Origin of the sequence: Citromicrobium bathyomarinum (assembly GCF_038594605.1) — a bacterium.
In the GTDB taxonomy this organism is placed as follows: domain Bacteria; phylum Pseudomonadota; class Alphaproteobacteria; order Sphingomonadales; family Sphingomonadaceae; genus Alteriqipengyuania; species Alteriqipengyuania bathyomarina_B.
On sequence record NZ_JBCFZM010000005.1, the window covers coordinates 108070 to 128636 of the forward strand.

Below are 20567 nucleotides of genomic sequence, written 5' to 3' on the forward strand. Positions count from 1 at the left end.
CAGGTGCGCCGGCGCATGAAAGAAAGCGTTCCTCTGCTCTATTCATGTGTGTTTCCTGCCGGACTATCGAAGGTCTTTGTCAGGGCTACGCCGGAGGCTCAGGGCCGTCTCCGTCCGGATTTTCAATCTCACCCAGCCTTGGTTCCGAAGCCGCGCGAATGAGATCGTCAGCGAGATGCCTGCCCGTTTCCATGCGCCGCGCGAGCGCTTCGACGAAGAAGTCGAACCGCTTTTCTGCATCGGCACGCGCAGCGGCATTGGCTTCAAACGGCATGGCCGGGGTCACCGCCAGCCATCGCCTGAGGTAGAGCGCGAATGCCTCGTTCCCGACCTCGATATGATAGTCGAGCTTGCCGATCTGTCGGCTTATGCGATCAAGGCGTCGACTGAAGGCCGCTTCCATGCGTTCCGATCCATCCGGAGAGAGAAAAGAGGCAATGGCGGCCTCCACTACCGAAGCCTGCGAGACGCGCTTGCGGCCGGCATAGTCGGCGAGTTGCCTGGAAAGGGCTGGCGGCAAGCGAAAGGTGTGCTTGATACGGTTGCCCTTGCTCATAGCTCGATCCCGTCGCCAGGATCGAGTGCAGCCCGCCGCGCATTGGCCTGCATCCGCTCGGCCATCCTGCGGTTGCTGTTTGCCTGATCCTCGTCGGTACGGTCGTCAAACTCAAATTCGTTGGGAATTGCCATGGGCGGCGGCGCCCCATTCTCGTATTCCGGCAATTCAGGCGATTGGCGGATCCCGCCATCGGACTGGCGATCATCGACCTCGTACTCTTCAGACCCGGTCAGCAATTTCGCGGATTGCGCAGGCGCGGTCACAAGTCTCCCGTGCCATTCGCTCTCATCCGCCGCAAACTCGCCCTTTTGGACCGTTGGTGGACGCTCTACCCGTTTGCTGAGCCGGGGGTCGTGGTAGTAGCGCGCTTTCCTGGCACGGATCGGATGCACGCCTGCGAGCATCACGATTTCGTCGGTATCGGGAAGCTGCATGATTTCGCCCTGGGTCAGAAGAGCGCGCGCCGTCTCCGAGCGCGAGACCATCAGGTGACCAAGCCAGGGCGAGAGGCGGTGTCCGGCATAATTGCGCATCGCCCGGGTTTCGGTCGCGGTCCCGAGTGATTCCGAAACGCGCTTGGCAGTGCGCTCGTCATTGGTCGCGAAGCACACCCGCACATGGCAATTGTCGAGGATGGCATTGTTCTGCCCGTAGGCTTTCTCGATCTGGTTCAACGACTGCGCGATCAGAAAGGCCTTGATGCCGTAGCCCGCCATGAAGGCGAGCGCGCTTTCGAAAAAGTCGAGTCGGCCCAAGGCCGGAAACTCGTCGAGCATAAGGAGAAGCCGCTCGCGATCGGCACCCTCCTGCAGGTCCTCGGTCAGGCGTCTTCCGAGTTGGTTGAGGATGAGCCGGATGAGCGGCTTGGTGCGGCTGATGTCGAAGGGCGGGACGACGAGATAGAGTGTGACCGGTCGGCCCTGTGCCACCAGGTCCGCGATACGCCATTCGCAATGCCGGGTGACCCTGGCGATCACCGGATCGCGGTACAGCCCAAGGAACGACATGGCGGTCGAGAGCACGCCCGAGCGTTCGTTCTCCGACTTGTTGAGCAATTCTCTCGCCGCGCTCGCGACAACCGGATGGATGCCGTCTTCCCCCAGATGCGGCGTGTGCATCATGGCGGTCAATGTCGCCTCGATCGATCGGCGCGGATCGGAGAGGAAGTTCGCCACCCCGGCGAGCGTCTTGTCAGGCTCGGCATAAAGCACATGCAGAATGGCCCCGACGAGAAGCGCATGGCTGGTCTTTTCCCAATGGTTGCGCCGTTCGAGCGAGCCTTCCGGGTCGACCAGCACGTCGGCAATGTTCTGGACGTCGCGCACCTCGTTGATGCCGCGCCGCACTTCCATCAGCGGATTATAGGCTGCCGACGCTTCATTGGTCGGATCGAACAGAAGCGTGCGGCTGAAGCTGGACCGGAAACCAGCGGTCAGCTCCCAGTTCTCGCCCTTGATGTCATGGACGATCGCCGAGTGCGGCCAGGTCAGCAGCGTCGGCACGACAAGGCCGACCCCCTTGCCGCTGCGCGTCGGTGCGAAACAGAGTACATGTTCTGGCCCGTCGTGGCGAAGATAGAGATTGGCGTGTTGGCCGATAATGACGCCCTTGCCCGCCAGAAGGCCAGCGCGCGCGATTTCGGAACGGGTCGCCCAGCGCGCCGAGCCATAGGTCGCGCTGTTCCTGATTTCTCGGGCGCGCCAGACCGACATGCCGATCGCGACCACGACCGACACGAGACCGCCCGATGCAGCAATCATTCCGCCGGTTTCGAAGATGCGCGGCGCATAGGCTTCGTAGCTGAACCACCACCAGAAGATGGCATAAGGCGGATAGACAGGCGCTCCGGAAACACTGAACCACGGCGCGCCCAATTGCGCCTGATAGCCGAGCGCGTATGCCGTCCACTGAGTGCCCGCCCAGACGCCTGCGAGCGTGAGAGCGAAGACGACGAGTATCTGACCCCACAATATCCGGGTTGCCGACAAGGCTGTCTCCTTTCGTGAAAGGCAGCACGGCGGCTTTGCATCGCATATTCAAGTCAGAAGCTGCGTGATCGCAGGCTGGCGTAGCGAAAGCGGGAAGCGGCTAGATTGCTTCCCAATCAAAGGCAGGATTGCCGGACCAGGTCAGGCGATACATCGCCCCTTGCGCGACCGATTGCACGACATTGGGCCACAAGGCCGCGATGCAGGTTCCGCCCGCATGGCGGACCGAAGAATAGATAATCCCGTTATGGCCGGCGGCGCGCGCCTGCGCCGCTAGAGCATTGCCGACCGGATAGCCTTTCGTCTTGTCCGGATCGAGTGCGGGGTGATCAGGCACGCCGCGCAGATCGATAAAGACCCCCGCCATGCTGGCGATCATCTCGCCATATTCGACAACGGCATCGAAATCGTCGGCATCGGCGAGCGCCTGCGTCAGGTGATGACCGACCTCGGCGATGCAGGTCTCGACATCGAGCGCGGCATACCATGCGCCGCGGTTCGCGGGGTTGAAGCGATTGGGCTCGCGCGGCTTGGCATAGGCGAAGCTCGCATTGATAAATCTGGCATGCGGCACGCCGTGAACCAGCTCGTCGGCTGTCAGCCCGCCAAGCCCGCGCTCTTCGGCGATCAGGCGCGAACTCGTCGCCCCCTCGATTTCAGCGAGCAGCGCAAGCTCTTCACCATTGTCGGCTAGCGGAGCCATGACCGCTTCGCGCAAACGCGCGCTGGAAACGAGCCGGACCGTCCGCTCGAAGGCTTCGCGGATCTGCGGCGGCTCGCCCTCCTCCTCAGAGCCCGCCACGAAGCGCGTCGATATATTGCCTAGTCTCTAACATGCGCGGAATACCGCCTTCGATCATTGCCTGGATGGGCGAGCGGCGATCGAAGACCGGAGCCCTGTTTTCGAGTTTCGGCCAGCGGTCGGCCATGTCGTTGGCAAACAGCAGGTGCAGCCCCTTGAACAGGCCGATCAGCGCCGACGCGCGGGTCAACTGGTCCTGACCGAGCGAGCCCTCCCATGTTCCGGCTTTCATCCGGTCCCAGGTGCTTTCGGACACGCCGAGCAGTGCAGCACCGTCGGCGTTGCTCGCACCCCAAGCCTCGATGAGCCGCAGCACGGCTTTTACCGCAGCGCTGGTGAGGCGGCTGCGATCACCGTCGCTTGCAAAGGTCTGAAGCCCCGGGGGAGCTTCGGCATGTTGAATCGCTGCACTTACCATATCGCATCTCCTGATGCGTTTATAAGCATCATATGGTGCGTTTGTCAAGATTTCCGTTTAGATGCCGGTGCTCATCAAACCGCCGGCCCGCGCGAGCGCGCAAAGTTCCAATCGACACCGCCGCGTGCATTAACCTTGCCAGCGACTTCTTTTCCAAGATGCCGCTCGAGGTCTTGCCTCCAGGGCACGAGCTGGAAACCCACTCCGTCATCGATCATGGCGAAGCGACCCGACGCCAGCGAAATGCGCTCGCGGTAGATGCCGGAAATGTGATCGCCTTCCGTTACCGGATTTGCCAGACGACCATGACGCGCAGCCAGCGCTTTACCTGCCGCGTCCAGTTCCTGCTTGCGGAGCGCTCCGAGAAGGTTGCGCACCAAGGTCACGCTCCTACCATGTCGCTTCGCAAGACTTTGATCGACGAGCCAGTCACGGCGCTCGTCAAGAGCCTTCCGGACTTCATTGCCGAAGCCGCCTCCCAGCGACGCGGCTCGTGCCGACAGCAGCTGCCGGTCGAGCCAGGTCGCCCCGCGCGCGTCAATCTGCCGCTCGAGCGGCAGGTCCGAGCGCACCAGCAGGCTTTCGCGCCGCCGCCCCTTGCGGTCGGTCCATTCGCTTGTCTCGACGATCGCGCCGGGTGCTGCATCGCTCGTCTGGTCAAGATCGGGGAAGCGAAGATAGTGGGCGCGACCGTCCACTCCTTCGACGATCGCATAAGCCTCGCCTGTCAGCTCGTTATGGAGACCGCGCTCGACCAACCTGCCGATGACTCGGCGGTTCTCGTCTTCTCCATGCAGCGCTAAGGATGCAAGGGCGCCTTGTGCGCCGCGTCCACTCATCGCCTTGTGCAAGGTCTTGATGATGTCGCCGCGCTCGCCAAGCGCGCGCAAGGTCGGTTCGAGATCTGCGGCCAAGGTCCAGCGCGCCGCCCCGATCCGCTCGGCCAATCCCATGCGTTCGAGCGTTCGTGCGCGGCCGATAAGGAATGCGCGGTTGCTGCGCCGTGTCGCATCGACTTCGGGGGACAAATCGACCACGCCGAGATCGTCGCGTTGCTTTTGCAGCCGGCGGTCGAGTGAGGTCCAGCGCTCGGCATCGACCTCGCGGCGAAGCGCTAGCTGAATATCGCGCTCGCTGCGCGGCCCGAGTTCGATAGTGACGCGCTCCTGGGCACGGGCCCGCATGCCTTCGCTGATATAAGAGCGATCAATCACCAGGTCCCTGCCATCCGAGGCAACGCCGCGGACCAGAACATGGACATGCGGGTTGTCGGTATTCCAGTGATCGACCGCCACCCAGTCGAGGCTGGTGTCGAGGTCGCTCGCCATATCTTCAAGGAGCTCGCGCGTGAAAGCGCAAAGGTCAGCCATCTCGCTCGCGTCTTCCGGCGACACGATGAAGCGGAAGTGATGCCGGTCGTCTCCGCAGCGCGCGGCGAAGGCATCGCCATCGACCTCATCCGACGAGGCATCGAACATCTGGGCATCCGATCCGTCACGGGTGACGCCGTCGCGTTCGAGATAGGCGATGTGGCGAGCGAGCGGTGCAGAGCGGAAGCGGCTGCCGCCATGACGAACGACGCGCGCCTTGATGATGACCCGCCGCTGGAAAGCATGGGGGCGGCCTCGGAACGCAGCCCTTTTGCCGCGTCCCAGATGTCCGGTTCCGCCGCCAGCCCGCCCTCGCGTGAGCGGTGTATAGCCTGACCGGCGCGAAACCTGCAGCACGCGTCCGACCAGCGAACCGGCCTTGCGATAGGCGCGCGCATCGCTGTCTCGCGACTGACCCGGCCTGATGTTGATTTCATCGTCAGCCATAGACAGGAAAATCGGCAGACGGCGCTTTCAGCATTGAAAAGCCTAAGGATTTCGGTCCAAGCGCCTGCAGGCGCACAGCAGAGATGGCGCATAATCTCCCGCAAAACCAACCACCTGCACCCCGACCGACGGCGGTGCTTTTATCTCGCCATCCCTCCTTTCTTTTGATGCGTAAGTCTCCGCTTATACGCCCGGTTTCGCCTGGAAACGCATGCCTGCGCGAAGGTGCGAGGCTCGCTTTCATTGGGAGGAGACCGTCGAAGCAGGCGCGAATAGATCGTGCGCGGGCTGTTCCGGACGCGCGAAGGGGTTCGCTGCGGGACCGGGCATAGCCACCTCGTCCAACTCTTCTCGCCCAGCGCGGGGCGCCTGCAAGACGCCAGCCGGAGCATTCCCGGCTTGTAAAGGCACCGCCGCAAACATGCGCTCGGACTGCAACAGCGGCGCAATCCGGGCGACATAGAGGCGTGTTTCGAGTGGCAGCGAACGCCGTCCGGCAAGCCAGTCTTCGTAGCGTCCCGGACCCGCATTGTATGCAGCGAGGAAGCCTTGCGCGCCGTAGCGATCGTACATTTCGCGCAGGTAAGACGTGCCGGCCAGAATGTTGTCGCGCGGGTCGAACGGGTCTTGCCCGAGGGAGAACCGGGCGCGCTGCCGCGACCAGGTTCCGGGCATGAGCTGCATGAGACCCATCGCTCCTGCTCTGGAAACCGCCCGCACCCGGCCCGCACTTTCGGCGCGGATCACCGCGTAGATCCAGTGCTCGGGAATGCCGAATTGCTGCGATGCTTCGCTGACATGCGTCGCAATCTCGACGCGCGGGGAAGGTCGGACAAACTGCTCCGATTGTGCAAAAGCCTGCCCGGGACTCGCCGCCAGCATGGCGGCCAGGATCCCCGGCAGAAGATGCGGGCGGAGCACGGAATCAGTCCTTTGCCGGGCGGCGCGCGCCGCGCGACCATATCAGGACATGGCTCTGGTCGTCAGAACTGAACAGATTGGCGCGCAGGGGCCGCGGCAATACCGGATCGTCGATGACGAGCGTGACGAAATCGCCTGCCTTGTCGCCGACATGTTTCCAGCCTGCACCCACCTCGTAGGTTTCCTCGCCTTCGCCTGCCATGATGCGATAGTCCGGGGCGTTCTCGGTGTCGCCGGGGTCGGCGGCCACCAGGGTCAGCGGTGCGTCGATGGTCAGGGTTTGCAGCCGCCCTTCAAAGCCTTCGGGTGTGGCTGCAAAAGTGCCGATACAGGTCATTGTGCGTCTCCATCATTTACGTTGGGAATGGGAAAGTCGGCGGGCGAGGCGAGCAGGACATAGTCCCCGTCGCCCGCTTCGTTGGTCCAGACGGGCCGCGCGCGCCCGATGACATCGGCGCGTGCGACCGGGCCGAAATAACGCCCGTCAAAGCTGCCGGGGGCGCGCCTGTTCATCACGAACAGTTCATCCGCAGCGATAGTCCGGCATCCTTTCCAGACGGGCAGTTCGCGTCCAAGGCTGTCGCGCCGACGCGCCGAGCCCGCAGGTGTCCCATTGATCTCGATGAGCAGGTCGCGCCGGCAGACCGTATCCCCGCCAAGCGCCGCAATCTCCTTGATGAGCGGAACGCCCGCAGGAAGATAGCCGCGCGAGGCGAGGTATTTCTGCAGCCTGAAAGCAGGATCGATCGCGACGCGGTCGCCCCTCTGGAGACCGGTCTTTCCGCCGATTGAGTACAGTCCAACCGGCACGCTGGCCGTCACGTTCCAGACCAAAAGTCGCGAGAACGGGATTGCGATGCTGGCCAGTGTCGCTGCCGCGACCATGCCTGCCAGAAAGGCGGTGCGCCGCCTCATGATTGCAGCTTTCGCCGCCGCAGCCAGTCGCGATGGCGCGCAGGGGAATAGAAACGTACTTGCATGCCCCCTGCCAGCCTGTTGTGGACATGATGCCAGTGGTCGGGAGCTACATCGCAGGGATCGATGCCAACGTCCTCGATCGCATCGATCAGCGCAAAGACCTGGCGAACCTTTGGCCAGCTTCGCACCGAGAGCAGGATTTGCGCGCCAGGATCGACCTGCGGCAGAGTGGTGAACGGCTCGCCGAAACCGGCGGCTTGGGCGATCGTGAGTGTGGAGCCAACGGTCCCGTAGTCGTTCGAAGCCCACCGAACCAAGGCAAAAACCTGTCCCGGAGCATAGCTTTCGATACGCGTCCGGCGATCGAGGATGCGCTCTGCAACGGGCTTGCCGAACCGAAGCCAGTCTTCCTGCACGCCGCCGCGCCACACCAGCGTGACATGCGTAAGTGGCGGATCACCGGAACCTGCCTCGACCGGTTCCGGAGGCGGAAGCGAAGCGCGCGCTGCGCTTTTGCACAGGCGTGGCTGTGTTAGCAGGAATCTGAAAGATTCCTTGTTAGCATTGTTAAGGGCTTCGCAGGCGCCGCGTTTTCGGCGAGTCGCGCAGGCTCCCGGTTCCCGATAGTCCGGGAATAGGGTTCCCGATCGTCCGAACGTCATGGTTCCCGATAGTCCGAACATCACGCACCCTTTTCCACAGGGGGCAGCCCGATACGGCGCCGCGCGGACGCGAAGGGATCGACAGGCGCTGCAACGAACAGGAGCCGCTCGCGGCCGAACTGGTGCTCAAGAGCGAGATTGTAGCCGGGGAGCGACTGGCGGCGAACGATGGCCCGCACTTCGAAAGCGAAACGCTTCAATGGCGAGAGCGCGCCGGACTTCAAATGCAGGTGCGAAATGTCGAAACTCCACCCGCCCTTCTGCTTCCCGCCATGCTTGCGTACGATGCGATAGAGCCAGCGCTCAAGACCGCCGGTAAGCGCGAAATAGGCCGGGTCGATGGTCAGGACGAGCGCACGATCGAGCACGCCCTCGTAGAGCCAGTCCGGCACGATCATTTCGATGCCGAGCGCGCGCCCGTTGTCGTCGAGCCGTTCGCGCCATTCGTTGATCCAGGAAAATCGTCGGCGGCGTCGCGCCCCGGCCTGCCGGATGGAGGTGGCAATGCTGGTCGACTGCAAGCGGTCGAGCGCCGCCTTCAGGCGCTCGTAGCCAGCCTTTCCGGTTCCGCGCCGGGTGAAGGTAAGGATTTCATGGGGCGTCGCCGCGATAAGGCGCGAGGTGGCTTTGCCGGCATCGCGCGCCTCGACGATCTGGCTCGCTACCCAGATCAGTACATCGGCGTCCCAGATGGTGGCCATGCCATGTTCGGCGGTCGCTTCGACCAGAATGGCGACCTCGCCCATACGAAAGTCGATCGGCTGCACCCGCTTCGTCTTGGCGAGGCTGAAGAAAGGCCAGGCCATCAGATCCTGCGCATCGCGCGCGGCGATGTCGCTGCCCGCGCCGACGAACAGGTCGAGCTGTCCGGCCCCGCCGTCCGATGTCTTCAAGGAGCGCATGGTACCGCTTCAGCGCCGGACCGGACCGGTGTAGCCGTCGATCCGCTTGGCAGGATGAACGACGCCCTTGCCCGGATCGCTGGTGGAACGGCGCAAGCCCTGCTCGGCCCAGGCGTCGAGATCTTCGGGCCGGTAAACGATGCGGCCGCCGAGCTTGTGGTAGACCGGCCCTGTTCCATAGCATCGGTGCTTTTCGAGCGTGCGCGGCGAAAGCCCCAGATGCACCGCGGCATCCGGGGTGCGCAGGTAGCGGGGACGGACCGGATCGGGAACGGCGGGCATGGGGTTAGCTCCAGGAGGCTTGGGTGGCTGCGGCTAACTGCCGCTGATTGCGGAGGGTGATGGCGCATGCCCTGGCAATGGGGGGAGCGACACGATGCCGCGTTCGGATTTGTCGCCCCTACCGATCTGAGCTCGGCAGGATCGAGGAGGGGCGGCATCCGCGCAGAACCCGACGCTATCGCGCTGCCCGGCAGGCTTTCGGCTGCAATGCCGAAGGCTCAGAGCAATGAACCGCACCTGCGAGAGAGGCAGTGGCCAAGGGCCTGTGGGAAGCAAGGCAAGCGGGACCTGTCGCGGCCGTAGCTTCCCGCTCGCCCGACCCGCTGCCGGTTCGCAAGTGCATGCGGGGCCCCAAAAACACGTAATGCCGCACCCTCAGGAGCGTATCGCCAGATGCGCGGGACAGAGTGCGTCCCCAGCCCCGCTCCATTTATCCCGATCGCCAGTTGGCCAAGCCGATGTTTGGAGAACCGCCGATTGCTGCTGGATCGAAACTTGAACCTGTAGCTCAGCCCATAAGAGACACGAAAAAAGGGCAGGAACCGCTGCCGGTCCCTGCCCTGCAGAATGCCTCAGAATTCGTCGAGCATTCCGCCATGGACGGTATGAACGACCCGGATCGCAAGATGCGGGGGCAGCGCATTGTAGTCGCCTTCGTCGACCGCGCGATATCCGAGTTCGTCATCCTCGATAACATGCTGGTCGAAGAAGCTGTGCAAGGCCCGTTGCTCAGCTGTTTCCAGAGCCTCGAAATAATTGCGCGAAGGCAGTGTGCATTTCGTGAAATAGGTCATGATAATCCTCCTGAAATCTGTCGCGAGACGACAGGAGGTTGGCCGATGGGCCCGGGCAGACCGGGTCACAGGATCGCCTGACAGGGCGACCGCGAAGCGGCGCAGGGGGACACGGTTTTGTCCGGTGCCGGATGCAATCCGGCGGCGGACAAAATGGTGGGGCCCCTGCCGTCCTTGATGCGGGCGGCGCGGGACCATCATGCTGGAAATGCGGTAAGCCAGGCCAATCCAGTCCACCTCAAACGACCGTTTCAGATGATCGCTGCCATAATGGGTCGGGCCCTCCGGGCAGCGCCTGGCTATTCCCCGGAGAAAAGACCGAGCGAAAGGAAGGGTGAACAGCGAAAGAGGCCCTGCCGTTTCCGGCAGAGCCTCCTTTGGCTGGTTCGATGGCGCCGGATCAGTCGATCGGAGGGGCGTCCTGGTTGTCGCCGCCATTGGCCCGCGAGAGGAAATCGACCTTGTCGGCAAGGATCTCCGAGCCATACCGCGTCACACCGTCCTGGTCTTCCCACTGCGTGTAGTGGATGCGGCCCTGGACCGAGACCAGCTGGCCTTTCGAGCAGTACTGACCGACGGTCTTGGCGAGGCCGTTGAAGCAGGTCACACGGTGGAATTCGCTGTCCTTGGCGGTGTAGCCGTTCTCGTCCTTGTAGGTCTTGCCGTCCTTGTCGCGTGCAGGACGATCGGTGACGACGGTGATCCCGGTGACGCTGGTGCCGCCCTTGGTCTCGCGGGTGTCGGGATCGCGGGCGATGCGGCCGGTGAGGATTGCGATATTGGTCATGATGAAATTCCTTCAGTTCCTCAAACCGGAGACCATCTCCGGCTTGCGAACATCCAGAAGAAGCAGGGCATGGGAGGACTGCACCGCAGGCCTGAAGGGCCGAAGGGAAACCTGTTCATGACGAGTGGTGCGGGCAGGCGGCGAAGCCGCCAACACGGCCGGAAAGGAACGGGTTGCGGCTCCTCAGCTGACCTGGTTCAGGACTGTTCGCGAAGAAAGCCGGATGGGTATCGGGTGCGGGTCTGAAGGTGCCAGGACCCTGCTGCAATCAGCTTACCTCATTGCCTTCCGATGCCGCCAGGAGATCCATGAAGTTGCGGGCTGCTTCCCGGTCTTCCTCGTTCTCGAAGGCCACGTCGAGGTCGGGGGCAGACCCGAGCAGGTAGAGCATGGCCCACAGGGCAAAGCGTTTTCCCCGGTCCTGCTCCAGACCGAGATCGACCTGGCATCGCTCGATCCCCGAGGCCAAGGTTTCTGCGCCAACCGCTCCAGGATCGGCAGTGCCAAAATAGCGCATGAGAAGCGTATCGAGGTCCATCGCACTCTTTTCGGATCATCGGTCGGGCCACGGCGAGGAAGGCCAGCATTCGTGGCCCGGTCATGCGTCGCTCAATCAGCGGTGGGTTGCTCGCGAAGCCGCCGGGCGCGCTCGACGAAGTGCTCCATCTGGGTGGCGGCATGCAGGGTAAGCGGATGCGGCTTCGCATCGGCACGCGGGGATATGAATTCCGCGATTTCTTCGATTGCTGCAAGCTGATCGGCGCTGGCCTTCGACAGAAGGCCGAGCACCATGTTCTCAAGGGCGATCACCCTGATGCGCAATTGGATGATCTCGGCATCGGAAAGTGGCGGAATATCCCATTTCTCGCAATCGGCAGCGAGCGCTTCCTGCGGCCCGCAGGGCAATGCCCCGCCTTCGTCTTCCCAGCGCGACAGCGCACCGGCTTTTCCCGTTTCCGACATATGCGGTTCCTTTCATAGCCAACGAGGCGATCGTCTGCACGCTGCTCACATAGCACAAAGCCCTACCGGGATGCGCCTGGCACGGCGACAGCGAAGCCGGGCAAACGGAACCCCGCGCGGGTTGGTCTTCACGCGGGGTTCCTGAACGACCCCTTGGGGGCACCTGCGACCCGCAGGGCTTCGGGGGGAGGCGGGGCCGTCCTTTCCTGATCTTGCGTTGTTCGTTGCGGTTTCCTGCCCAGGGTATCTCCTGAATAGCCGTGTCACCGGGGAACGCGCCCGATCACATGCTGTCCATGTCGTGATCGGCCATCGAGGACATGTCATGGCCCGCATGGGGATCGGCGGGCGGGGTCGCCTCGCTCGCGGGTTGCGTGCGCGTTGCTGGCGCTGCGGGTGTGGCAGTTGCGCGTGATGCGGGCGGGACAGCGCGCCGTGACGCAGGCGTGGCGGCGCCAATTGTCGAAAGAGCGTCCTGACGTGCGGCCGCTGCCTCATTTTCGGAGGGAGAGGTTGCCGGGTCTGCAAGACCCGCCTCGGGTGCCGTGCCAGGCATCACCGCAGTTCCGCCCATAGGCGAAACCTCAGCAGCCGGTGTGCTCTCCTGCGCTTGGTCACAAGCGGCGAGAGCGAACGTCAATGGCGCGGTCGCGAGAAATGCTATCGCGGTGTTCGATTTCAGAATTCGCATGTTATTCAACTCCTTCAGAGCCACGAAACGCCAAGATGGTCCGGTCCGTGCGCGAGCTCGCCGCCAAGGAACCCCTGGATGAGAACGAGTGCCGCCATGGAGAAGATCGACGCGCGCAACCATGCGCGGCTCTGGCTCGGCCTGCTCGCGAGGTATGCCATCGCAATACCGAGAACCGCGATCAGCATACCGGTCCATCGATGGACTTGCATGACAGTATCGCCGCCGAACCACAGACCGGTGTGAATCCATCCGAACAGAACTGCGACGACTGCGCCGATTGCTCCGCCGTAGACGAGTACGCGCACCGCACTTTCCAGGCCCGCTCCTTTCCGGCGCATCACGAACAATTCGGTGGCCGCAGCCATGAGAAACAAGGCGATCGGGAAATGGATCGTTGCCGGATGCAGCTTCTTCAGTACGGCCATGACGCCGGCTTCGCCCTCATTCGCATGGCCACCGGCCTCGTCATGACCTCCGCCCGCTTCATCGTGCGCGCCGGAGGACTCGCCAGCATCCGCAGTCTCGCCCATCTGCGCCATGGCCGCCTGGTCGTGCACATCGCCATTGGTGGCAGCAGGCGCGGCGCTCGCCTCTTCGCCGTGCTTTTCGTCGCCATGAGCCTGAACTGGTCCGACGAAGAGCAGGCTTGCGGCGAGCAGCGCCAGAAATGAGGGGGCTTTCATGTCTCGTATGTCTTCCGACCCTGCAGTTAAAGTGCGACCTATGTGCCTGATACGCACGGCAGCCGCGTGCCCCTCACATTAATTTGATGGTATTGGCGCGACAGAAGAGCGTCTGCGGGATCAGGTCCGATGCCGGCACGATCGCGATCGTCGAACGCATTCGGCTCCTGGCCCGTTGGGCCTGGCGAACGGGGGTAAGGCGTTCGCCCACGCACATTAGCCCCATGGGCTCAGGCGAGCTTGCTCTTCTTTGCGCGGCGGCGCAGCCTCGGCATCCGGTTCGCCAGCAGGACGAAACCCGACAGGGCTATGATCGTGCCGCCAATACCGAACAGGAGCAGCCACCAACTGTTGATGCGGTCGCGCTCGGTCCAATCCATGATGTGGAGGCCCCAGATGAAATCGAACAGGCGCCATGTATCACTACGCGCCGGCCCGAGGGTACCGCTGCTGGCATCGATGTAGAGGCGCGTCGAAGCCTCGTCAGCATAGGTGACCTGCCAGGCCGGAAAAGGGCCGCGAAACTCGGTTCCGACGGGGTCATCGACGATCCGTGCGGCCTCGATGGTCGTGCGCGGCCCGGTCCATGCGCGCAAGGCGATGGATTTTGCCGTTGCCGCCGAGATGGGGGAGAGTTTACGCCCAGTCACCGGATCGTGGAGGCTCACGCTACCGTCAACCTTGCGGACCTCGGTCACGGCATCGCCGTCGAGCGAACGTGTCGTTACCGCTGCAAGAGTACCGTCGTTTGCGACCCAGGCCGGGAGCGGGGCATCGGCGGGCAGCGCCTCTTGTTCACGCGAAACGACATGTTCGGAGCGAACTTCTTCCAGGTCGAGAAACGACATGAGGGCGCCGGTTCCCATCCACAAGAGAACCTGGACACCGACGAAAATCGCCAGCCATTTGTGGATCTTGCTGCCGAGCACATGCAGGCGCAGCTTCAGCGACGGCGTTGCCAACCGGTGCTACCTCTTCGAAAGCCGTAATCAGTTGCGCGGCGCGCGCGACGAGGAATGGTACTGGACGATTCTCCAGCCGTCCGCATCGTGAGCAAGCACCGATGTCGCCACGCCGTCGCGCTCTATCACCCGGCCATCGGTAAGTTCGATGCGATAGCCATACGTCTCATTAGCATGGGCCATGTGCCCCATCCGGGTGACGGTCAGCGTGGGGTCGGTAAAGGTGAAGCTCACAATCGCGTCGAGCTCGGGGCCCAAATGGTGCTCCATGTAATTGGCAAAGCTTCCTTCCGCCTTGCCATTCTCGAAGATCGCCGAGTCCTCGTCGAAGAGCGCACGCATTGCCTGCGCGTCGCGCGCTTCAAGAGCGGTGCGATAGGCCTTGAGGGTTTCTTCAGCGCCCGCGACATCGTCCGCCGAAGCGTCCATCGCGTGCATCTGATGGTTCGCATGGGAAGAGTGGTCCATCTGCTGCGCGAAGGCTGGCAGCGGTATCAGCGTGGCAACAAGCGCAGTCGCCGCGATGCGTGTCAAAGTCTTGGTCATGGAAGTTCTATCCTTTTTGAGATTTCAGAACCAGAATCGCACACCGACGACATAATTGGTGACGCTCGGATCCTCTCCGGCGGCCCGCGCAAAATCCGCGCTGTCGCCGATGCGCCATTCCTGGGAAACGCCGACATAGGGCGCGAATTCGCGTGCGAACTCGTAGCGAAGACGCAGACCTGCCTCGATCCGGTCGAGGCCAGCGCCAATGCCGAGTTCGGGAATATCCTGAGCGGAAAGTGCGATTTCGGCACGCGGTTGAAGGATCAGCCGCTGCGTGATGCGCTGATCAAGTTCGCCCTCAAAACGCGCCGTCACATCGCCCTTGGTGGAGACGAAGGCCGCGGCATCGACCTCGAACTGGTAAGGCGCGATCCCTTGGATACCGATAACCGCGTGCGTGCGTTCCGGACCGGTCAGGTCCTGGCGAACACCCGCCTGGAAATCGAAGAAGGGCGCAATGGCGCGGCTCCAGAGCGCCTGGACCTCGGCGCCTTCTATGGGTTCGCCGAAGCTGCCCTCACCCTCGGACTTGAACCAGAATTTGTCTGTGTCGCCGCCATAATATCCCTGGATGTCCCACAGATATCCATCCTTCCCCTCGCGGGCGCGGTACTCGAGCCGGTCGCCCTGAAACCAGAAGCGCATTCCTCCGTCGGTCTCGCGGACAAGCTCGCGGCGCGCTTCGTTCATGGCTTCCTCGCCCCAGATGGCGACCGCCGCGCGCGCTGGGCCGCTCCCTGCTTCTGGAGGAGGCGGCAGCAGCGGGATATCATCGTCCGAGCCCATCTGCATCGCCGAATGGTCCATGCCCTGCCTGTCCTGCGAAGGCGTCTCCCCATGGTTCATCTGGCTGTGATCCATCTGCCCATGGTCCATCGACGAACTGGCCTCCGCCTGACCCATCTCGCCGTGATTCATCTGCGAATGATCCATCGCGCCTTCGGCGGGCTTGCCCTGCGGCATCGAGCCGTGATCCATTCCTTCATGACTTTCGGGCGATGCCTGTGGACGGGCAGCGTCCACAGGCATTGTCATGCCAGAATGGCCATCCTGAGCGGTCATCGCACCATGATCCATGGTTGAGTGATCCATCTGCGAGCGGTCCATGGCGGCTTCAGGTTGAGCAGCCGGTTCGCATGCTCCATCTGCAACCGGATGCCCCATCGCGCGATGGCGCTCGGCTTCTTCCTCGCACTTCGTCTTCGCGTCAGCCTGCGCCTCGGCGCTTTGCTGCGGCTCCGCCGGCGAATGACCGGCATGCTGCGCCGCCGCGGGGGAGGCGAGAACTGAGCCGGCTGCGACCGATGCGAGCAGGCTGACAATACGAATTTTCATGCTTCGCTCCCGTCGGGATTGGCGACCGTGACGATCTGAAACATCCCGGCATGCATGTGGTAGAGAAGGTGACAGTGGAAGGCCCAGTCGCCCGGCTCGTCCGCCGTCAGGTCGAACTGCGCGCTGCCACCCGGCTGCAGGATTACCGTGTGCTTGAGCGGTTGACGATCGGCCGGCGCGCCATTGACCAGCTCGAAGAAATGACCGTGCAAGTGAATGGGGTGCGCCATCATCGTGTCGTTGACGAGCTTCACGCGCACGCGCTCGTTATAGGCGAAACGGATCGGCTCGTCTGAGACGGCGGAGAACTTCTTGCCGTCGAACGACCACATGTAGCGCTCCATATTGCCGGTCAGATGAATTTCCATTCGCCGGGACGGCGTGCGGCCCTCGCGGTGTGGAGTCAGAGCGCGCAGCTTGCGATAGTCGAGCGTACGATGCGGCACATCGGCGAGACCGATGCCGGGATCGCCCATGCGGTCGACCGGGTTCATCGAGACCATGTCGAGACCGGGCCCGACCTTCACATCGGGCGGCAGAAGCGACGTGTCGCGCATCTGCATCCCCGACATGCCGGCCATGCCTGCCATCTCGGATTGGCCGGACGAACCATGATCCATCCCCGCCATGTCGCCGCCACTTCCGTGGTCCATGCCCGACATGCCGGCATCGCCAGACGAGCCGTGGTCCATGCCGCTCATGCCCATGTCGGCCATGGTCAGAAGCGGCGGATCGCGCAGCGGCGGAATGGCGGCGCGCGCGCCGGGTGCGCTCGCGAGTGTGGCAATACCCATGCCCGAGCGGTCCATCGACTCCGCGACCAGCGTGTAGGCTTGTTGCGCGCCCGGCGTCACGACGACGTCGTATGTCTCGGCCACACCGATCTGGAACTCGTCGACCTCCACCGGCTCGACGTTCTGCCCGTCCGCCTGAACGATGGTCATCGGCAGGCCGGGAATGCGAATATTGAAGAAGGTCATGGCGCCGGCATTGATGAAGCGCAGCCGCACGCGTTCGCCCGGGCGGAAGAGGTATTCCAGATTGTCGAGCGGGCCATGGCCGTTCAGAAGATAGGTATAAGCCGCGCTCGACACGTCGAGGATGTCCGTCGGCATCATGCGCATTTTCGCCCACATCCGGCGATCCTCGCCCGAAAGCGGGTAATCGTCGGTCCAGGTGTTCTGGTTGTAGTTGAAGTAGCCTTCGCCCTTCTTGAGCTTGTCGAAAATCGTGTGGGGCGACATTTCGCTGAATTCGCTCAGCACCACGATATATTCGCGGTCGGCCTGGACCGGATCGGGTCCGGCGGGGTCGACCACGATCGCGCCGTAATGCCCGGCCTGTTCCTGCAGGCCGCTATGCGAGTGCCACCAGTAGGTACCCGACTGGCGAACCGGAAATTCGGCGGTGAAGGTCTCTCCCGGTTTGACGCCGGGAAAGCTCACGCCAGGCACTCCATCGAGCTGAAACGGCACGAGCAGACCGTGCCAGTGGATCGAGGTATCTTCCTCGAGCTGGTTATGGACATTGAGCCGGACGGTCGTGCCTTCCTGCAATCGCAACAGCGGACCGGGGATCGTGCCATTGACGGCGATCGCGCCGCCGCGCCTGTTGCCGGTCGCGAAGGCCGATCGGGCAACGGTGAGGTCGATATTGGGGCCGGATATCTCGTCCAGCCCCTTGCGGGCGTTACCTGCGAGGATGTCCGCGCCCCGTGCCCAGGCAGGCATCGCCCCGGCAAGGCCGAGCAGACCCATTCCTCCTGCTCCGGCTCCGAGAAACTTGCGTCGATTGACGGCGATCATAAAGGGCTCCTGACTTGGCGTTTACCGTTACTTACGCGCGCGCCCAGCCAACCCCTCAAAGTTTTTCGAAGCGCTCCTTCAGCCTGTTGCGCGCGCGATATACGCGGGTTTCGATCGCCTTTTCGGTCGTTCCGAGAAGATCGGCCGCCTCGGCCTGGCTACGCCCCTCGATGGTCACGAGCACAAGCGCTTCGCGCAGCCTTACAGGCATTCGCGCGATCTCGGCCTGAACGAGATTGAGCTCTTCCCTGGAAACGGCCAACGCTTCAGGACCCGGCAAATCGTCGGCGATGGAATGGAGTTCGTCATCACCCGACAGTCCGAAAAAGCCCGCGACCTTGCGCCTGCGCAAACGGTCCCGGCAGCGGTTGAGGACGACGGTTGTCAGATAGGGTCCGATCGGCTTGTTCGGATCGAGCCGATGGCGCGTCAGCCACACCGAAGCGAGGCTGTCCTGAACAACGTCCTCTGCCTGAGAAGGAGAGGAAAGCATGCGTGTCCCCAGCGCGAGAAGCCGACCCGTTTCATACTCGACGAGTTGGCTGAAAGCCCGCTTGTTTCCAGCCCTCGCCTGCGAAACAAGGGCCTCATCTGGATTGTCGCCCGCCCCCGACATGGCGCTTCAGTCGCGCGGGTCGCGGGTCAGGGCGTCGGAGACCTTGCGGTCGAACTGGCGTTGCTGCTCGGGTTCGAGAATTGCACGCATGTCGAAGACATGGCGCACCGTTGCCTTCTGCAGATCGCCCATGCGTGCATGCACCTCGTCGATCGCGGCCGAGACCTCGGGGCCGTATTCGTGCTCGCTTTCCATCGCCTGGGCGAGCCGGGCATTGGCTGCGCGCGCCGATCCTTCGAGCCGTGCCCTTTCGACCGCGAAACGGGCCTCGAGCGCATCGAGACGCTGCTCCTGGTCGGCCGTCAGGGTGAGCTCGTCGTGCACGAAATCGTGGAGGCCGGAGCCAGCCTCGTGATTGGCCCAGCGATCCGCGGCAATCGCGCCGAGGCATCCTGCAAGTGCTGCGAGAAGCACCGCGAGAACGATATGCGTCGTCTTCAAACCTTATTGCTCCACATGGAGGAGCGCCGATGGGGACAGCTGTTCGCCGAGGATAAGACTCTCGCCAAATGACGCGGAAGACGTGCCATAGCCGCCGGGCCAACCGCTCGTTCCGGCGCCAGCTCCAAGCCCGACGACGAACAGACCGACGAACAGAGCCGTCCTGCGGCGTCGGTCGGCGATTTCGCCAAGCTGTCCGGCGCGCTGCCAAACGCCATCCATGAAGTCGGCGGGGACCTCGCTGGTGGTGGTGGCGGAAAGGGTTCCGAGCACCGCATCAAGAGAGTGATTGTCACGCATCCGAAAAACTCCTGTGGGTTCCACGTGCCCTATACGCGCTCGCCTGCACAATCCCTTAAACTTCTTTTTTTGAGGGAATGTCCCCCGCCATACGTAATCGAGACGGGTCTGCCAGAATCGGGTCGAACCCGGGATGAATGGGAGCGAACGCGTGAACAATATCACCGCGCCTGAAGATCACGGCGAATTCACGCCTCTTCTTGGCAAGAGCTTTCTGACGCCGCTTTACGACCGGGCGCTCGGTCTGTTCACCCGCGAACATCTCTGGCGACAAAAGATTGTCGAAGAGCTGCACCTTGTCCCCGGCGACCGGGTGATCGATGTCGGCAGCGGAACCGGTACACTTCTCAAGGCCTTGATGACGGATTGCCCGGAAGCGGGTCTGATCGGTGTCGAACCCGACCAAGAGGCGCTCGCGCTTGCGCGGCGCAAGTTTGGGGCGGGAGCCGATCTCGTCAAATGGCACAATGGCTTTCTCGAAAGCCTCGAGCTGCCCGCAGGGTGGCAGCCGAACAAGATCGTCAGCAGCCTCGTCCTTCACCAAGTTCCCTTGCGCAAGAAGCAGGCAATCCTGGAAATTATCGAAAGCTTGCTCGTGCCAGGCGGAACCGTCTTGATCGCCGATTATATGAAGCAGGAGAGCCCACTCATGCGGAGCCTCTTCCGGGCGACCGTCCAGTCGCTTGACGGCATTAGCGACACGCAGCCCAGCGCCGACGGCGAAGTCGAAAAACTGTTCGCCGAAATCTTCACCGAGCCATGCCTGCTCCACCGGCTCCCGACGGTGACCGGGACGATCTCGCTATGGCGCGGATACAAGAAAGGAATTGCACAATGATCTGGAAAAAGCCTGCCCTGTTCCGGCGATCGGTTAGCGGCGCGGCCTTGCTCGTGCTGGCAGCCTGTTCGAACGTGGCTCAGGCAGCGACCTATACGATGTTTAGGGACCCCGGATGTGGATGCTGTCTCAACTGGGCAGGCCATCTTGAAGATGGGATGAACGCGAAGGTGGCATCGGTCGATAGCAACGACATGGCGGCGATCAAGACAGCGCGCGGCGTACCGGAAGAATTGTGGTCGTGCCACACGATGGAGGTCGATGGATACATCATCGAAGGTCACGTGCCCGCCGAAGCCGTCGCCCGACTTTTGCGCGAGCGGCCCGACGGCGTTGCCGGTCTAGCGGTTCCGGGAATGCCTCTGGGATCGCCCGGCATGGAGGCCGGAAACCGGATCCAGCCCTATGAGGTCATCGCCTTTGGTCCGACCGGACAGAGCGTCTTCGCATCTTATCGGTGATTGTAAGGAACTGACGCCAGTGGCCGCGCGAGAAATAAGGGCGATGTCTCGTTGAAGAACAATCGCGCGA

The 20567-nt window shown here is 62.9% G+C and carries 25 protein-coding genes; 2 read left to right on the forward strand and 23 right to left on the reverse strand.

Annotation, left to right across the window (positions count from 1 at the left end):
* Positions 1-85 precede the first annotated feature (85 nt).
* The 23 genes from AAG612_RS15760 to AAG612_RS15870 all read right to left on the reverse strand — a co-directional run bounded on the left by AAG612_RS15760 (position 86) and on the right by AAG612_RS15870 (position 19198).
* The gene (locus tag AAG612_RS15760) at positions 86-556 is read right to left on the reverse strand and encodes a hypothetical protein (protein WP_010240533.1); all 471 of its coding nucleotides are present in this window, start codon (positions 554-556) and stop codon (positions 86-88) included.
* Positions 553-2547: a conjugal transfer protein TraG gene (locus AAG612_RS15765; RefSeq protein ID WP_342511800.1), complete on the reverse strand. Its 1995-nt coding sequence runs from the start codon at positions 2545-2547 to the stop codon at positions 553-555. Before AAG612_RS15765 ends, AAG612_RS15760 begins: the two co-directional genes overlap by 4 nt.
* Before the next feature lie 100 nt (positions 2548-2647).
* On the reverse strand, positions 2648-3349 hold the full coding sequence (locus AAG612_RS15770) for an RES family NAD+ phosphorylase (RefSeq protein WP_054522837.1): 702 nt from the start codon (positions 3347-3349) through the stop codon (positions 2648-2650).
* Positions 3336-3767, reverse strand: a complete 432-nt coding sequence (locus AAG612_RS15775; RefSeq protein ID WP_010240541.1) for an antitoxin Xre-like helix-turn-helix domain-containing protein — start codon at positions 3765-3767, stop codon at positions 3336-3338. The genes AAG612_RS15770 and AAG612_RS15775 overlap by 14 nt, the downstream gene beginning before the upstream one ends.
* Before the next feature lie 74 nt (positions 3768-3841).
* Positions 3842-5584: a relaxase/mobilization nuclease domain-containing protein gene (locus tag AAG612_RS15780; RefSeq protein WP_054522838.1), complete on the reverse strand. Its 1743-nt coding sequence runs from the start codon at positions 5582-5584 to the stop codon at positions 3842-3844.
* Positions 5585-5824: 240 nt separating this feature from the next.
* Positions 5825-6505, reverse strand: a complete 681-nt coding sequence (locus AAG612_RS15785; RefSeq protein ID WP_225982213.1) for a lytic transglycosylase domain-containing protein — start codon at positions 6503-6505, stop codon at positions 5825-5827.
* Positions 6506-6509: 4 nt separating this feature from the next.
* Positions 6510-6842 carry a DUF736 domain-containing protein gene (locus AAG612_RS15790; protein WP_342511806.1) on the reverse strand — a complete coding sequence of 111 codons (333 nt, stop codon included), beginning with the start codon at positions 6840-6842 and terminating at the stop codon, positions 6510-6512.
* On the reverse strand, positions 6839-7420 hold the full coding sequence (locus AAG612_RS15795; protein WP_342511807.1) for a S26 family signal peptidase: 582 nt from the start codon (positions 7418-7420) through the stop codon (positions 6839-6841). Before AAG612_RS15795 ends, AAG612_RS15790 begins: the two co-directional genes overlap by 4 nt.
* A complete protein-coding gene (locus AAG612_RS15800; RefSeq protein WP_230782952.1) occupies positions 7417-8106 on the reverse strand; it encodes a DUF2840 domain-containing protein in 690 nt (229 codons plus the stop codon). Before AAG612_RS15800 ends, AAG612_RS15795 begins: the two co-directional genes overlap by 4 nt.
* A complete protein-coding gene (locus tag AAG612_RS15805; RefSeq protein WP_050775920.1) occupies positions 8106-8987 on the reverse strand; it encodes a replication initiator protein A in 882 nt (293 codons plus the stop codon). Before AAG612_RS15805 ends, AAG612_RS15800 begins: the two co-directional genes overlap by 1 nt.
* Before the next feature lie 9 nt (positions 8988-8996).
* Positions 8997-9269, reverse strand: coding sequence for a helix-turn-helix transcriptional regulator (locus AAG612_RS15810; protein WP_010240237.1), 273 nt, complete (start codon positions 9267-9269; stop codon positions 8997-8999).
* Between the two features lie 572 nt (positions 9270-9841).
* Complete coding sequence (locus AAG612_RS15815; RefSeq protein WP_010240235.1) at positions 9842-10063, reverse strand: hypothetical protein; 222 nt, start codon at positions 10061-10063, stop codon at positions 9842-9844.
* 400 nt (positions 10064-10463) lie between these two features.
* On the reverse strand, positions 10464-10850 hold the full coding sequence (locus AAG612_RS15820; RefSeq protein WP_054522840.1) for a single-stranded DNA-binding protein: 387 nt from the start codon (positions 10848-10850) through the stop codon (positions 10464-10466).
* A gap of 268 nt (positions 10851-11118) precedes the next feature.
* Entirely contained in the window at positions 11119-11388 is a 270-nt protein-coding gene (locus AAG612_RS15825; RefSeq protein ID WP_010240463.1) for a hypothetical protein, read from the reverse strand.
* Positions 11389-11459: 71 nt separating this feature from the next.
* Complete coding sequence (locus AAG612_RS15830; protein WP_010240464.1) at positions 11460-11813, reverse strand: hypothetical protein; 354 nt, start codon at positions 11811-11813, stop codon at positions 11460-11462.
* A 705-nt stretch (positions 11814-12518) separates the two neighbouring features.
* Positions 12519-13190 (reverse strand): DUF2231 domain-containing protein, encoded by a 672-nt coding sequence (locus AAG612_RS15835; RefSeq protein ID WP_010240300.1) that lies wholly within the window; start codon positions 13188-13190, stop codon positions 12519-12521.
* Between the two features lie 230 nt (positions 13191-13420).
* Entirely contained in the window at positions 13421-14152 is a 732-nt protein-coding gene (locus AAG612_RS15840) for a PepSY domain-containing protein (RefSeq protein WP_010240296.1), read from the reverse strand.
* A gap of 27 nt (positions 14153-14179) precedes the next feature.
* A complete protein-coding gene (locus AAG612_RS15845) occupies positions 14180-14698 on the reverse strand; it encodes a YybH family protein (protein WP_010240293.1) in 519 nt (172 codons plus the stop codon).
* Positions 14699-14722: 24 nt separating this feature from the next.
* Positions 14723-16036 (reverse strand): copper resistance protein B, encoded by a 1314-nt coding sequence (locus tag AAG612_RS15850; protein ID WP_054522841.1) that lies wholly within the window; start codon positions 16034-16036, stop codon positions 14723-14725.
* Positions 16033-17841 (reverse strand): copper resistance system multicopper oxidase, encoded by a 1809-nt coding sequence (locus tag AAG612_RS15855; protein WP_054522842.1) that lies wholly within the window; start codon positions 17839-17841, stop codon positions 16033-16035. The genes AAG612_RS15850 and AAG612_RS15855 overlap by 4 nt, the downstream gene beginning before the upstream one ends.
* Before the next feature lie 55 nt (positions 17842-17896).
* Positions 17897-18457, reverse strand: coding sequence for an RNA polymerase sigma factor (locus AAG612_RS15860; RefSeq protein ID WP_029140647.1), 561 nt, complete (start codon positions 18455-18457; stop codon positions 17897-17899).
* Positions 18458-18463: 6 nt separating this feature from the next.
* Complete coding sequence (locus AAG612_RS15865; protein WP_010240158.1) at positions 18464-18898, reverse strand: Spy/CpxP family protein refolding chaperone; 435 nt, start codon at positions 18896-18898, stop codon at positions 18464-18466.
* Positions 18899-18901: 3 nt separating this feature from the next.
* Entirely contained in the window at positions 18902-19198 is a 297-nt protein-coding gene (locus AAG612_RS15870) for a hypothetical protein (RefSeq protein ID WP_010240156.1), read from the reverse strand.
* A gap of 133 nt (positions 19199-19331) precedes the next feature.
* Here AAG612_RS15870 and AAG612_RS15875 point away from each other — a divergent pair, with 133 nt between their 5' ends.
* Together AAG612_RS15875 and AAG612_RS15880 are read left to right on the forward strand one after the other, a co-directional pair.
* Positions 19332-20036, forward strand: a complete 705-nt coding sequence (locus AAG612_RS15875) for a class I SAM-dependent methyltransferase (protein ID WP_010240154.1) — start codon at positions 19332-19334, stop codon at positions 20034-20036.
* A complete protein-coding gene (locus AAG612_RS15880) occupies positions 20033-20497 on the forward strand; it encodes a DUF411 domain-containing protein (protein ID WP_029140646.1) in 465 nt (154 codons plus the stop codon). Before AAG612_RS15875 ends, AAG612_RS15880 begins: the two co-directional genes overlap by 4 nt.
* Positions 20498-20567: the final 70 nt, after the last annotated feature.

Bases quoted from the DNA above. Each gene is read 5' to 3' on its own strand.
- AAG612_RS15760 (WP_010240533.1), bottom strand. From the start codon at position 556: ATGAGCAAGGGCAACCGTATCAAGCACACCTTTCGCTTGCCGCCAGCC.
- AAG612_RS15775 (WP_010240541.1), bottom strand. From the start codon at position 3,767: ATGGTAAGTGCAGCGATTCAACATGCCGAAGCTCCCCCGGGGCTTCAG.
- AAG612_RS15780 (WP_054522838.1), bottom strand. From the start codon at position 5,584: ATGGCTGACGATGAAATCAACATCAGGCCGGGTCAGTCGCGAGACAGC.
- AAG612_RS15790 (WP_342511806.1), bottom strand. From the start codon at position 6,842: ATGACCTGTATCGGCACTTTTGCAGCCACACCCGAAGGCTTTGAAGGG.
- AAG612_RS15795 (WP_342511807.1), bottom strand. From the start codon at position 7,420: ATGAGGCGGCGCACCGCCTTTCTGGCAGGCATGGTCGCGGCAGCGACA.
- AAG612_RS15800 (WP_230782952.1), bottom strand. From the start codon at position 8,106: ATGTTCGGACTATCGGGAACCATGACGTTCGGACGATCGGGAACCCTA.
- AAG612_RS15805 (WP_050775920.1), bottom strand. From the start codon at position 8,987: ATGCGCTCCTTGAAGACATCGGACGGCGGGGCCGGACAGCTCGACCTG.
- AAG612_RS15810 (WP_010240237.1), bottom strand. From the start codon at position 9,269: ATGCCCGCCGTTCCCGATCCGGTCCGTCCCCGCTACCTGCGCACCCCG.
- AAG612_RS15815 (WP_010240235.1), bottom strand. From the start codon at position 10,063: ATGACCTATTTCACGAAATGCACACTGCCTTCGCGCAATTATTTCGAG.
- AAG612_RS15820 (WP_054522840.1), bottom strand. From the start codon at position 10,850: ATGACCAATATCGCAATCCTCACCGGCCGCATCGCCCGCGATCCCGAC.
- AAG612_RS15825 (WP_010240463.1), bottom strand. From the start codon at position 11,388: ATGGACCTCGATACGCTTCTCATGCGCTATTTTGGCACTGCCGATCCT.
- AAG612_RS15830 (WP_010240464.1), bottom strand. From the start codon at position 11,813: ATGTCGGAAACGGGAAAAGCCGGTGCGCTGTCGCGCTGGGAAGACGAA.
- AAG612_RS15835 (WP_010240300.1), bottom strand. From the start codon at position 13,190: ATGAAAGCCCCCTCATTTCTGGCGCTGCTCGCCGCAAGCCTGCTCTTC.
- AAG612_RS15845 (WP_010240293.1), bottom strand. From the start codon at position 14,698: ATGACCAAGACTTTGACACGCATCGCGGCGACTGCGCTTGTTGCCACG.
- AAG612_RS15850 (WP_054522841.1), bottom strand. From the start codon at position 16,036: ATGAAAATTCGTATTGTCAGCCTGCTCGCATCGGTCGCAGCCGGCTCA.
- AAG612_RS15855 (WP_054522842.1), bottom strand. From the start codon at position 17,841: ATGATCGCCGTCAATCGACGCAAGTTTCTCGGAGCCGGAGCAGGAGGA.
- AAG612_RS15860 (WP_029140647.1), bottom strand. From the start codon at position 18,457: ATGTCGGGGGCGGGCGACAATCCAGATGAGGCCCTTGTTTCGCAGGCG.
- AAG612_RS15870 (WP_010240156.1), bottom strand. From the start codon at position 19,198: ATGCGTGACAATCACTCTCTTGATGCGGTGCTCGGAACCCTTTCCGCC.
- AAG612_RS15875 (WP_010240154.1), top strand. From the start codon at position 19,332: ATGAATGGGAGCGAACGCGTGAACAATATCACCGCGCCTGAAGATCAC.
- AAG612_RS15880 (WP_029140646.1), top strand. From the start codon at position 20,033: ATGATCTGGAAAAAGCCTGCCCTGTTCCGGCGATCGGTTAGCGGCGCG.